The organism is Peribacillus sp. NPDC094092 (assembly GCF_050279365.1).
GTDB lineage: Bacteria > Bacillota > Bacilli > Bacillales > DSM-1321 > Peribacillus.
Map to the genome: position 1 here is coordinate 268,680 of NZ_JBNNUC010000005.1, position 12,357 is coordinate 281,036.

At 40.4% G+C, this 12,357-nt stretch carries 11 protein-coding genes; 2 read left to right on the forward strand and 9 right to left on the reverse strand.

Annotation, left to right across the window (positions count from 1 at the left end; all coding sequences use genetic code 11):
- Positions 1 to 41: 41 nt before the first annotated feature.
- From ACQKNS_RS21895 to ACQKNS_RS21915, 5 genes are read right to left on the reverse strand one after another with little or no spacing between them, the layout of a single operon-like run.
- Positions 42 to 1,526: an aldehyde dehydrogenase gene (locus ACQKNS_RS21895; protein ID WP_427645361.1), complete on the reverse strand. Its 1,485-nt coding sequence runs from the start codon at positions 1,524 to 1,526 to the stop codon at positions 42 to 44.
- Positions 1,523 to 2,335: an alpha/beta fold hydrolase gene (locus ACQKNS_RS21900; protein WP_427645362.1), complete on the reverse strand. Its 813-nt coding sequence runs from the start codon at positions 2,333 to 2,335 to the stop codon at positions 1,523 to 1,525. The genes ACQKNS_RS21895 and ACQKNS_RS21900 overlap by 4 nt, the downstream gene beginning before the upstream one ends.
- Complete coding sequence (locus ACQKNS_RS21905; protein WP_427645363.1) at positions 2,335 to 2,913, reverse strand: amino acid synthesis family protein; 579 nt, start codon at positions 2,911 to 2,913, stop codon at positions 2,335 to 2,337. The genes ACQKNS_RS21900 and ACQKNS_RS21905 overlap by 1 nt, the downstream gene beginning before the upstream one ends.
- Positions 2,914 to 4,059: an LLM class flavin-dependent oxidoreductase gene (locus ACQKNS_RS21910; RefSeq protein ID WP_427645364.1), complete on the reverse strand. Its 1,146-nt coding sequence runs from the start codon at positions 4,057 to 4,059 to the stop codon at positions 2,914 to 2,916.
- Between the two features lie 20 nt (positions 4,060 to 4,079).
- Complete coding sequence (locus ACQKNS_RS21915) at positions 4,080 to 4,799, reverse strand: GntR family transcriptional regulator (RefSeq protein ID WP_427645365.1); 720 nt, start codon at positions 4,797 to 4,799, stop codon at positions 4,080 to 4,082.
- 316 nt (positions 4,800 to 5,115) lie between these two features.
- Between ACQKNS_RS21915 and ACQKNS_RS21920 the strand changes: the two genes are divergently transcribed.
- The gene (locus ACQKNS_RS21920) at positions 5,116 to 6,516 is read left to right on the forward strand and encodes a purine-cytosine permease family protein (protein WP_427645366.1); all 1,401 of its coding nucleotides are present in this window, start codon (positions 5,116 to 5,118) and stop codon (positions 6,514 to 6,516) included.
- A gap of 601 nt (positions 6,517 to 7,117) precedes the next feature.
- Here the strand turns inward: ACQKNS_RS21920 and ACQKNS_RS21925 are convergent.
- Entirely contained in the window at positions 7,118 to 8,101 is a 984-nt protein-coding gene (locus tag ACQKNS_RS21925; RefSeq protein WP_427645368.1) for a ketoacyl-ACP synthase III, read from the reverse strand.
- A 476-nt stretch (positions 8,102 to 8,577) separates the two neighbouring features.
- On the opposite strand from ACQKNS_RS21925, the gene ACQKNS_RS21930 reads away from it, so the two are divergent.
- Positions 8,578 to 9,108, forward strand: a complete 531-nt coding sequence (locus tag ACQKNS_RS21930; protein ID WP_427645369.1) for an NAD(P)H-dependent oxidoreductase — start codon at positions 8,578 to 8,580, stop codon at positions 9,106 to 9,108.
- A gap of 66 nt (positions 9,109 to 9,174) precedes the next feature.
- Here ACQKNS_RS21930 and ACQKNS_RS21935 read toward each other — a convergent pair whose 3' ends face one another.
- The 3 genes from ACQKNS_RS21935 to ACQKNS_RS21945 all read right to left on the reverse strand — a co-directional run bounded on the left by ACQKNS_RS21935 (position 9,175) and on the right by ACQKNS_RS21945 (position 12,336).
- The gene (locus ACQKNS_RS21935) at positions 9,175 to 9,540 is read right to left on the reverse strand and encodes a winged helix-turn-helix transcriptional regulator (RefSeq protein ID WP_427645370.1); all 366 of its coding nucleotides are present in this window, start codon (positions 9,538 to 9,540) and stop codon (positions 9,175 to 9,177) included.
- 287 nt (positions 9,541 to 9,827) lie between these two features.
- Positions 9,828 to 10,832, reverse strand: coding sequence for an ABC transporter permease (locus ACQKNS_RS21940; RefSeq protein WP_427645371.1), 1,005 nt, complete (start codon positions 10,830 to 10,832; stop codon positions 9,828 to 9,830).
- A 1-nt stretch (position 10,833) separates the two neighbouring features.
- On the reverse strand, positions 10,834 to 12,336 hold the full coding sequence (locus tag ACQKNS_RS21945) for a sugar ABC transporter ATP-binding protein (protein WP_427645372.1): 1,503 nt from the start codon (positions 12,334 to 12,336) through the stop codon (positions 10,834 to 10,836).
- Between the last annotated feature and the right edge of the window lie 21 nt (positions 12,337 to 12,357).

Below are 12,357 nucleotides of genomic sequence, written 5' to 3' on the forward strand. Positions count from 1 at the left end.
TTCATGCACTTCGATAAAAAGGCTCTACCCTTCGATTTTCACTACCTCATTATGAATGGGTCAGGAATCGGTTCAGATGATGTATTGATCCAAACCACTTTATCTTGCATATATTCATGAATCGCTTCATAACCGCCTTCTCTTCCATAACCGCTTAGGCCAGAGCCGCCGATTGCTGCTATTGGTGAAATACTTCGATAGGTATTCACCCAAACGATTCCAGCACGTATAGCTTTCGCGACTCGATGGGCTTTTGCAATATCACTTACCCAAATTCCGGCCGCTAATCCGTAATCAGTACTGTTTGCCAATTGAATAACTTCTTTTTCATCTTTAAAAGGGATGACACTTAACACAGGACCAAATATTTCTTCTTTAGTAATGCGGGAATCGTTATCGTGATGCTCGAAGATCGTGGGCTCAAAATACCATCCTTTATCTAAATATTCAGGCTTTTTACCTCCACAAACAAGTTTTCCACCTTCATCTAACCCGATAGCTACGTATTTTTGGACACGCTCCAATTGGGCTTGCGTTGCCAGCGGTCCCATTTCTGTATCATCTTGAAAAGGATCACCAATCTTAATTTTCGATACACGGTCTACGAGTTTTTGCATCACTTCATCGTAAATGTCGACATGTAAAAATGCACGTGAACCAGCCACACAACTCTGTCCCGAAGCACCAAATATACCTGCTATTATTCCCATCGCGGCATTATCCGGATTAGCATCCTCAAACACGATATTCGGTGATTTCCCTCCAAGTTCAAGTGAAACCTGAGCAAAATTTTGAGCCGAATTACGAACAATATGCCGTGCTGATTCCGAACCTCCCGTGAAGGCCACGCGCCTTACAAGAGGATGGGAGGTGAGTGTATCGCCTACAGGCATTCCAAAGCCGGTGACTACATTGACTACACCAGGTGGAAAACCAGCTTCTTCAACCAGTTTCACCAGCTCCAAAAGAGATGCCGAAGTCATTTCCGAAGGTTTAATGACTATAGTATTTCCTGCTATAAGTGCAGGCGCAAGTTTCAAGGTTGTTAAATAAAGAGGGGAATTCCAAGGAGTGATGGCGGCTACTACCCCAAGCGGCTCTTTGGACGTAAAAGCGAACATATCTTTTTTATCAATCGGTAAGGTTTGGCCATGGATTTTATCTGCTAGCCCTGCATAGTAATAGAAAAATTCAGGTAAGTATTTTACCTGACCACGCATTTCACGTATTAATTTCCCATTATCCAGTGATTCGACTTTCGCAAGCTCTTCAGAGTGAATAGCAATCAGCTCTCCAAGCTTTCTAACCAGGCGCCCTCGCTCTGTGAATGTCATATCAGTCCAGCCTGAATGCAAGAATGCATGATGCGCAGATTGAACGGCACGATTTACATCTTCAGCATTCCCTTTAGCGACTTGACACCAAGCTTCTTCAGTTGCAGGGTTATAACTATCGAAATATTCACCACTTGATGATTCTACCCATTCTCCGTTTATATACATCTGATATTTCTTCAGCTCTATCACATTGAGTCACCCCTTTGCTTTTGCCTTTCAATAAACGACCTAATGGCTTCGTTCACTATTTTGGATCCTTCCATCGGCAGCATATGCCTCATATTAGGTACTATCATCAGTTCTGAATGCACAATCTTTTCATGCATTTGTCTCGCCATTTCGGGATTTGAACCTACATCATGTTCCCCTGTTATAATTTGGGTCGGTATATTAATCTGGTGAATCTGAGGCCACAACTCTTCATCCGCTGTAGCAAAAAGTGTATAGGCAGCTAAATATGAATCAGCGTCGTTTTTCTGAAGTCTTTTCCGGATCTTACTGACTGTTTCTTCTTGTAAGTCTAAGAATTCTGGATTAAACCAACGTTTAATGGCTGGTTCAATTGTTGCCAAAGGTCCCGCTATTTTCACTTCTTCCACTCTATTTAAAACGGCTTTCCTTTGTTCTTTCGTCCTGTTGGCCACTGCATTCATGATTGTCAGCGTTTTCACTTTATCCGGATATTTTAATGCAAATGCCTGAGCGACCATACCACCCATGGAAAAACCAATCAAATGACTTTTCTCAATTCGTAAGTGTTTCATCAGTTCTGCTAACTGCTCAACAAACTGTGAAAGGGAATAAGGACCCGGAGGATGCTCAGATCCTCCGTGCCCAACCATGTCATATGTGATAACACGGAAATGTTTCGACAAATCTTCAACTTGTTCTTCCCACATCGTAAGATCAAGACCAACACCATGAATAAAGATAAGCGATTGACCAATCCCTTTCTCTTCATAATGAAGCGAATCTTTTCCATGCAATGTAGTTGGCATTAAACCAGCCCCATTTCAACCATATCTTGATGCCTGTTTCCTGTTCTTGGATGAGGACGTCCTCCTGTAGAAACCCCAATAGCGACAACGATCTCATCGGCCCTCGGTGCATCAGGTATAGAAGCTTCAAATGTTATGAAATGAGAACGCTCAGAATCATCTGTCTTATGTACCATCGGTATGAGCACCGCAGTTCCAGCACCGCCACGCTTATTAGTAAAGCTCAAGATACTCGTTCCTTTCACAGCGTCCCGGAATTTGTTGCCGAATTTCAAAGTATGGATAAAAGCTGATGCATGTTCAACTTCCCCATCCACTCCCACGACAGCTGCCTTGCCGAATGCTTCGACATCATCAGCCGAATCAATGTGCTTAAATAGTTCAGCAACTAAAAGTTCGCCAATTTGCGGTGCATATTCGTCAATTTCCGGTTTTAAATCATCAACATACCCTCTGCCAGCCCATGGGTTTTTGATAACAGCCATAGTAATTATCATCTTGATGGGATTCTCTACTTTTTTACCGCCCTCAATACGTGTTTCTTCAATAGCTGTATACACTTTACGAATATCTAACATTTACATTACCCCCATCTTGGTTTTTGTGAATTTTGGCATAACTTCTTCCGTGAACAATTTTAAACTTTTCATCATTTTTTCATGTGGCAAACCATTATGGTTCACCCAAAGCAGTAATGTTTCTAAATTCAGCTCTTCCTTCAATTCTTGAATTTTCTCTGTTACATATTCAGGTGTACCAAACAATAAATTTCTTGGATGTAGGAATTCATAGTTCAATTCCTGTCCTTCCTTTACTGTTTCGCCCGGATCCATAAGGTTGCTTAGCCCTCTCCAGTGACAAATCCAGCGATAATTATTCAAAACTGCTTCTGCAGCATCTTGCCGAGCTTGTTCCATGGTTTCCGCTACATATACATCACGTACTAAGGCAATGCCCTGACCAAGTGGAACTTCATAGCCTTTGGATTTGGAAGCCTTTTCACGATACAGTTCAAAACGTCCTTTTAGTTCTTTGACGGTAGGCATCCAAAACATTCCTTGTATATCGTTCTCCGCAGCCAATTCAATAGAACGCGGTGAATCAATTACTTGCCACAGTGGAAGTGATTCCTGGTAAGGTCTAGGCATAAGGGAAATTTTATCAATTTCACCTTTTTCCATATCCATGAATTCCGAAGTTGATGGACTCATAGGGTGACTCCACTTTAAACCTTTAGGAGGAAATTGATAGATATCACCTTGATGTGAGAAGAAACGGTTTGACCAAGCCTTTTTTAAAATTTCCAATGTTTCTTCAAACAGTGCCCTGTTTTGTTCTTGATTTGCCGGGTCTGCCAATGTGTTTAGGTTAGCTGCTTCCCTTCCGTATAATCCTCGAGCCAGGCCAACTTCCACACGTCCTTTGCTTAACTGATCAAGCATTGCTATGTCTTCCGCCAAACGCAGTGGATGCCAGAAAGTGGCAACATTGGCAGCCTGGCCAATTCGAATGTTCTTAGTACGTGCAGCAATATCGGCACCCATTAAGATCGGGTTAGAAATCAATTCATTTCCTTCATGACCAAAGTGGTGTTCGGTATACCAAATCGAATCATAACCATTTTCATCACAGTAAATGGCTTGCTCACGGGCTTCATCCAACACTTTATAATACTCATCATGTCTTCCCTGTCCTGCAAGATTTGCAAAGATTCCGAATTTCATAAAACTCATTCCCCCTCAAATCACTTTTTTTGACCAAGTTTTTTTGCTATGTCCATCTTAAGCTGCATTCCACTTGCTTTTACATGCTCCCGCATGGCCTTCTCCGCTTCCTCCCGATTGCCTTTTTCTATGGCTATCAAGACCGCCTGATGTTCCTTTAGTGATCTCTCACGGCGAACCGGATCTTCAATGGTTAAAAAGACATATTGTCTATAAGGTATTTGATTGAGCAGCAAATTTAGCATGTAACTTAATTTAGAGTTATTGGCGCCTTCTTGAATGACTGAATGAAAAACATCATTTGCTTCGACATATAGCTTTTTATCCGAGGTTTGTATTGCAATTTCCATGTCGGACACCGCTTGCTTAAGTTGATGAATGTCTTCAGCACTCCCGCTTTCTGCAAGCAAACCCGCTGCAAGCCCTTCCATTACTTCCTTTAAAGTAAATAACTCATTCAGTTCCTTTTCAGTTGGTTTGGTCACACACGTTCCAACTCTTGGAATGATCTCGACTAGCCCTTCTCTTTCTAGCTGTTTAAATGCTTCCCTAATAGGGGTTCTGCTAACTTTGTAATATTCAGATAAAACAGTTTCCGATAATTTTTGTCCTGGTTCATATTCTCCAGTTACTATTGATTCGCGTATCGCGTTCGTAACCTGAGCCGTAATCCCCAGCGTTAAGATAGCTGTAATGAAAAGCCCCTCCTTTTTTAAAAGTTTGTACCATGTACCATGCAAGCTCTTGATAAGTGCAATTATAGGTCATGATAAATAGACTGTCAATTCAAAAAATACAAAATTTATTTTTTTATTCGTAGATATTCTGTTCCATAATTTTCAAACAAGAGTTTCATATTTTCAATCATTCACTCTAATAATTAATTTGATTTATTGAAATTCACTAGATGAATGAACTGATCATTTAGGGTAATTCCCTAAAAAATTATTTTTTCTGAAAATATTGACATCTGTATACGCTTACAATTATAGTGATTCTATAAAATAAGCTTGCATGGTACATGGTAGTATAACGATTTTGATAGGGGGTAAATTGATGAAAGTTGAAACTCGCAGTATAGAATATATTCCGGCAGATGAACGACATGGTAAGGCCCGTGATTTATTTCCAATTTGGTTTGGGGCAAACATGCATATTACCACCCTTGTGACTGGGGCATTGCCAATTACATTAGGTCTTAATTTATTTTGGAGTCTGGCTGCAATCATTGTCGGTACCTTATTAGGCGCCATTTTCATGGCCTCCCATTCAGCTCAAGGACCTCAGCTCGGAATTCCGCAAATGATCCAAAGCCGGGCTCAATTTGGTGTAATCGGAGCCATTTTCCCCTTGTTTCTCGTTATGTTCGTCTATTTAGGTTTCTTTGCCAGCAGCGGTTTGCTTGCAGCGCAAACCTTAAGCAGCTTAACAAAGATCGACCAAACATGGAGCATAATACTGTTAAATGTTCTTTGTTTCGTGGCCACCATTTATGGCTATAACTTAATTCATAAAATGCAAAAATTATTGTCCTGGGCGTCTCTCTGTATTTATATTGTAGCTACATATATAGTCTTCCAATTGCAAATTCCGGCAGGCAGTTGGGCATTGGGAAATTTGGATTTACCAGTGTTTTTGTTGGCGGTCAGCATGGTTGCTACATGGCAATTGGCATATGCCCCCTACGTTGCGGACTATTCCCGTTATCTACCGATAACCACACCCACTGCCCATACATTTTGGTATAGTTACGCTGGCACAGTCATCGGGACCATTTGGATGATGACATTAGGCGCAACCTTAACCATAGCGATTCCTAACTTCCTTGATCACTCTGGCGGTAATTTGGCCAGCCTGTTTGGAAATTTTGCTTTAATCATGTTCTTTATAATCATCTTCGGACAGCTTGCTATTAATGTCTTTAACCTATATGGGGCATTCATGGCAACGATAACGACAATTGAACCGTTTATTAAATTAAAGGTCACACCGAAGGTTAGAATAGGAATGATATTCTGTGTAACAGTTGCAGGAACCGTATTGTGCTTACTCGGTCAGAGTAATTTTCTATCCTTTTTCTTGAATTTCATTTTTTTCATTAGTTATTTTTTAATTCCCTGGACATCGATTAATCTTGTTGATTATTATTTACTGCGACATGGCCGTTACAATGTAAAAGATATTTTTGATGTGAACGGTCAATATGGAAAAATAAATTGGATTACCTGTATGGCCTTTCTTGCATCAATCTTGGCGGAAATCCCTTTTATAAATACATCATTCTATGTAGGACCGATAGCCAAGGCCTTTGATGGGGCAGATATCGCTTGGATTATTGGGTTAGTTGTCCCAGCTGTTTTGTATTACTTCCCAATGAGAAAAAAGTTGAATATAGCTGAAAATGCATTAAAGCAAGAGAAGAGTTCGATAGAGAATACAGACGCTAGAGTTAAGTAAATGAATATCAAGTGTCGGATAACAAATGAACTGCACCCCAATCTGCCAACAATTTTGGGTGCAGTTTTTTGACTTTATACGATTAATGAAATATTACACTTCCCTCTGAATTTGAAAGCATGGAGCACTTCAAACAATACGGCAATTTTCAACGTATCAAGATAAAATTAAAAGGCATGAGCCCGGTAGATTACGGGTTCATGCCTTCAAATCTGCATAGTTAAATAAATTGCCTAACTTTTTGGTTTCACCTCAGTGAAAGATCCTTTTTATTCACTAATTTAGTTTACTTATTTTTCTCCTAAAATAGCGAGTGGACTAAATACTTCATAATGAATATGGTCTTTCGATATACTCCATTTATTCAGGGCCTCATTGATTGCTTCCATAAAAGGGATAGGTCCGCAGAAATAAAAATTAGCTTCTTTTGATGGAACGATAGATTGCAGGAAGTCTAAACCTACATATCCTTCTTTATCAAAATGTCCAGAGGTTCGATCGGCTTCTGTTGGTGCACCATAGACTACATATGATTTTATATGATGGTGTTCACACTTATATCAATAAGAACAAAGCTGCTGACCAGTAGCAGAAAAAAGGTTTATAAGGTCCAATTGATAAGCAATCCTGCTTGCGCTAACCCGCCACCGAAACCATATAATAAAATCTTCTCACCATTATTGAGCTTTCCTTCACTTACTCCTTGATCTAAAGCTAATGGTATGGTTGCTGAGGAAGTATTTCCATACTCGACTAAGCTATATAAAGTACGCTCAATCGGAAAACCACTTCTATCACATATTGACTCGATCATTCTTAAATTTGCACTATGCGGAACGAACCAATCAACATCATTCAAATGAAGATCAGTATTTTCCATCACCGTTTGCATTCCTTTTGGAACAGTAGTAACAGCCCATTTATAAACCTCACGTCCATTTTGAACAAGATTACCACTATTATTCAAGTCTTCACCATTTATACGTGTCGATAGGTTTGTACTATATAAATATTTTCCCCCTTCTCCTTCCGAATATAAATGTGAAGAAATGAAGCTTGGCTGTTGTTCATCATATTCTACAAGAACCGCTCCTCCACCATCTCCAAATAAAATACAGGTGGCTCGATCTTCATAGTCCATAATTTTTGATAAAGTATCCGCACCAATAACTAGAACTTTCTTGTTTAAACCAGATGTTACCAGACCATTAGCTACATGCAGCCCATAAGTAAAGCCTGCACAAGCTGCGTTTAGATCAATAGCTCCAGTATTCTTAATAGCTAGCTTTGCTTGGACTAAAGAAGCTACACTCGGAGTGTTGAAATCAGGTGTAAAGGTACAGACAATAATCATATCAACATCTTCGACTGATTTATCATACCGTTCCATTAAATCCTTTACAGCTTTATAACCTATATCACTAGTAAACTCTTCTTCATGTGCAATTCTTCGCTCTTTAATGCCAGTACGTTTAATAATCCATTCATCATCGGTTTCAACCATTCTTTCTAAGTCCTTATTCGTTAATCTTTTTTCTGGAACATAAGAACCTATCGCAGTAATACGTGCTTTGGATTTGAACATAAAATAACCACCTCGTGTTATGAATTGCACCAATTTTATAACTTGATATTAATACCTGGTACTAATTATAAAGTAAAAAAAATCTTATGCAACTACCGGTCACTTTAGACCCAAAGGAAAAGAGCTGAATGCAGAAACTCTGGAAGTGACGGTTGATACCATAAGGGGGGATAAACCCGATATTAATTGAGTTTTGCAAAAATCATTGATTTCTTCTCCAGGCATTCGCTTTTCCCGGAGGAGTCTCGACCTTCTTTTCTTTTTTTAGATGGATTCCTTTTGTCTACAAATTCAGCTGACCATAATACCCGTTTCTTTTTCCGAATAAAAAATATAGGAAATATCCCAATAGATTGGATGTTTTATGCCTGCTTCACACTCTCCTTTAGGTAAGTACCTATACTAAAAGTGCATACTTACATACTTGCAGGGTGGACTTTATACTTAACATAAATAAAATTAAGGAGGCGAAATCTTTGAGGACTCTTGTTATCGTATCACACCCAAGTCTAGAATCATCCGTCATCAATAAGCGATGGATAGAAGAACTCAGGAAATATCCGGAAAAGTATACAGTACACGAATTGAATAAGGTTTACCCTGACGGAAACATAAATGCCGAAAAAGAACAGCAATTAATTGAATCGCATGGTAATCTTGTTTTACAGTTCCCTTTTTATTGGTTTAATTGTCCGCCTCTCCTAAAAAAGTGGCTTGACGATGTTTTTACTTATGGTTGGGCTTATGGAACAAATGGAGGCGATAAATTAAAGGATCGCAAAGCTGCTTTAGCTGTCTCTGCCGGGATTAACAAAGAGGATTATCGTGAAGATGGAAGATATCGCTATACACTTGAACATTTATTATCTCCCTTTGAAACTACTTTCCTATACTGCAATGCAGATTATCGTTCATTCTTTGCGTTTTATGGTGCTGAAAATGAGCCGTCCGCAAGCGAATTGGAAAAAAGCGCACAAGATTATTTGTTTTTTGTCGACACCCTTTAATAGGCGGTATCATTAAAGAAGTATTTCCTTGTTAAGGAAATACTTCTTTTGAATGAATCAAAATAGCTACATCTTCGGCTGTACAGTCTCTTGAGCTGGCAAACTGTTTTTCTCTCCCCACTCGCACATCATATTTAACAATGGAATGAGAGATAGACCACGTTCAGTTAATGAATATTCTACTTTTGGAGGTATTTGGGGAAATTCCTTGCGTATGATAAGTCCGTCAGCCTCCAACTCTTTTAACATGATGCTTAGCGTTTTAAAGGAAATGGTACCGATACTTCGCTTCAACTGATTATGCCGCATAACCTTATTTTCAGACAGCCAATACATTATGATCATTTTATATTTGCCGCCTATTAAAGACAACGTATATCCAAAGCCAGTGTCATTTAGTTTCACGCCAGTCGGAACACAGGTTTCGCGCATAAGTTTACACTCTCCTTTAGATAGGTATAGGATATGAATGTTCATACTTTACAATAGATCATTATCAATCTTATTAAAAGGTAAATAAGGTCCCTTTAAAAATTTCGCTATCGTGGCGCTGCTCCATATTAGTGTAAATAATTATTATTAAGAAAAATAGCGAAAATTTATATCCATAGCCCCCCCTTTTTAAAAGGAAAAATCCTGTTGCATATCCAACAGGACCTTTCTCAATATTCAACAATCCAATGATAGGTTTCTTGTAGTTTTAACGTAACGGATTCATTTCAGTGTTTTTGTTTGTAATAGGTTACCGCGAGCGCAAGGGCCAGCACTGTTCCTTTGACAATATCCATCGCATAATACGGAACGGACATCATGATCAAGCCATTTTGAAGGATTCCGATCAGGACTGCACCGACAAAGGTTCCAAATGCATTCGGTTTTCCCGCTCCTAAAACGGAGGAACCAATGAAGGCAGCCGCAACGGCATCCATTAAATAGGGGGAACCTGAGTTGATTTCAGATGTCATGACCCTTGAGGCTAGGACAATCCCCCCGATTGCAGCTAATAGAGCTGAAAGCAGATAGGCAAGGATTTTGTATTTATTGACCGATATCCCGGAAAGTCTCGCCGCTTCCTTATTTCCCCCAATAATGTACATATAACGACCATGCTTCGTATAAGTCAAAAAGATATGGGTCGCAATCACAATGACTGCCATGATCAGGATGATCCATGGTACCTGGCCGATTTTGGAAAAAAATGGGCTAATCAGTCCTGTTGCGAATGTCCCGTCGGGCATGACCATATTTTGCGAAACCGTTGCCCCTTTTGTATAAGTAAGGGCAATTCCCTGGATAATGAACATGGTAGCCAATGTCATCAGCATGTCGGGAATTCTCAATTTAACGATCATGAATGAATTCAAGGCCCCTACGACAAGTGAGGCGCCGATTGCAGCTAATATGGCGATTAATGTATCCTGCGAAAACCAGACGAACATTGATATGACGATGGCATTGGCCAATGATGCAACGGAGCCGACGGAAAGGTCGAAGCCATCCACCGTCAAGGATATCGTAATGCCGATCGCAATAATGGTCACGATTGAAATGGAACGCAGGATGTTGATCAGATTATTCGTTTGAATGAAAGCTGGATTGGACACGGCAAAAATTCCAATCAGGATGATAATCGTCAATATTGTGCCGTATTTATAGAAAAAGTCGAATAGTTCCGGCCTTTTCTTCGCTTTTGCTGTCTGTATAACAGGAATGGGTATGCTCATCCTATTTTCCTCCTGTTGAATAGAATAGTAGTTCTTCTTCATTCGTTTTGCTCGTTTCTAATTCGATGACAGTGCTCCCGTCATATAGCACATATGTCCGGTTGGTAATGCCAATGATTTCGGAAAGCTCGGATGATGCATAAATGATCGCTTTCCCATTCCTTGCAAGCTTTGCAATCAATTCGAATATATCCTTCTTGGCCCCGACATCGACCCCTTTCGTTGGTTCATCGAATATGTATACATCCGCATCGGCCATAAGCCATTTTCCGATGGCAACTTTTTGCTGGTTACCGCCTGAAAGGTTTTCGACATTCGCTTCCCCTGAAGGAGTTTTAATGCCGAGACTTGCAATCATTTCCTTCGCCTTTTCCTTTTCCGCCTTACGATCCACGAAACTGAACGTCTTGCAGAATTTCCCGAGACTGGCTGCAGTCAAGTTCGCCGAGACTGATTCCTGAACGAGGACCCCTTCTTTCCTGCGTTCCTCAGGTACTAGTGCCAGACCGCTTTTTACTGCTTCGTGCGGTGATTTCAAAGGAAGTTTTCGACCATTCAGGAAAACTTCACCCGCTGTGATCGAAGTATGACCGAAAAGGGTTTTACAGAACTCCGTTTTTCCCGCCCCGACTAACCCTGCCAAGCCGATGATCTCGCCTGCTTTTATATTCAGACTGACACTCTTGACTTTCTCGGCATCTGACAATCCGTTCACCTCAAGAATGACGTCCCCGATTGAAGCATTCACCTCAGGAAACTGTTCATCCATGGTTTTCCCAAGCATATTCTCCACCACTTCGTTACGGGTTATGTCCCCCTTCTTTCTACAAGTTACACGCTCCCCATTCCTCATGATCGTAATTTCCTCACAGATTTCAAAGATCTCAGGGAGACGATGTGAAATGAAAATGATTCCCACGCCTTTTTGCTTTAATTCATTTACAATTCGAAAAAGTTCTGTCGTCTCCGTATGACTTAACGGAGCAGTTGGCTCGTCGAGAATCAGGAATTTGCATTCTGTCGAAACGGCCCTTGCTATCAGGACCATCTGTTTTTCAGCCAAGGTAAGGTCCCTTACCAGCTTTTTCGAAGGGACACGAATTTTCATATCCTCAAGTATATGAGAGGCTTGTTTGTGCAGCTCTTTCCATTGGACCCTCTGTTTTTTCCCCATGTTTTGGACCATATCATTCAACATTACATTTTCCCCAACCGTTAAATAAGGGATGAGGGCTGTATCCACTTCCTGATAAACAATTTGAATGCCTTGTTCCTGAGCCGCTTTTGGCGAGCGGATATCCCGCTTCATCCCATCAATAAAAATGTCACCTGAATAATGAACATGGGCTCCCGATAAAACTTTCATTAACGTTGATTTCCCTGCTCCGTTTGCACCGACCAATGCGTGGGCAGCCCCTGATTGTACGGAAAAATCAACTTCACTCAGCGCCTTCACCCCTGGAAATTCAATTGAAATCTTCTTCATTTCTAGTTGCGTGCCCATGTCCATTCCCCCTTATTGAAC

Excerpts from the sequence above, each read along its gene's own strand:
- ACQKNS_RS21900 (WP_427645362.1), bottom strand. The coding sequence starts at position 2,335 with ATGCCAACTACATTGCATGGAAAAGATTCGCTTCATTATGAAGAGAAA.
- ACQKNS_RS21940 (WP_427645371.1), bottom strand. The coding sequence starts at position 10,832 with ATGAGCATACCCATTCCTGTTATACAGACAGCAAAAGCGAAGAAAAGG.
- ACQKNS_RS21925 (WP_427645368.1), bottom strand. The coding sequence starts at position 8,101 with ATGTTCAAATCCAAAGCACGTATTACTGCGATAGGTTCTTATGTTCCA.
- ACQKNS_RS21935 (WP_427645370.1), bottom strand. The coding sequence starts at position 9,540 with ATGCGCGAAACCTGTGTTCCGACTGGCGTGAAACTAAATGACACTGGC.
- ACQKNS_RS21905 (WP_427645363.1), bottom strand. The coding sequence starts at position 2,913 with ATGTTAGATATTCGTAAAGTGTATACAGCTATTGAAGAAACACGTATT.
- ACQKNS_RS21910 (WP_427645364.1), bottom strand. The coding sequence starts at position 4,059 with ATGAAATTCGGAATCTTTGCAAATCTTGCAGGACAGGGAAGACATGAT.
- ACQKNS_RS21945 (WP_427645372.1), bottom strand. The coding sequence starts at position 12,336 with ATGGGCACGCAACTAGAAATGAAGAAGATTTCAATTGAATTTCCAGGG.
- ACQKNS_RS21920 (WP_427645366.1), top strand. The coding sequence starts at position 5,116 with ATGAAAGTTGAAACTCGCAGTATAGAATATATTCCGGCAGATGAACGA.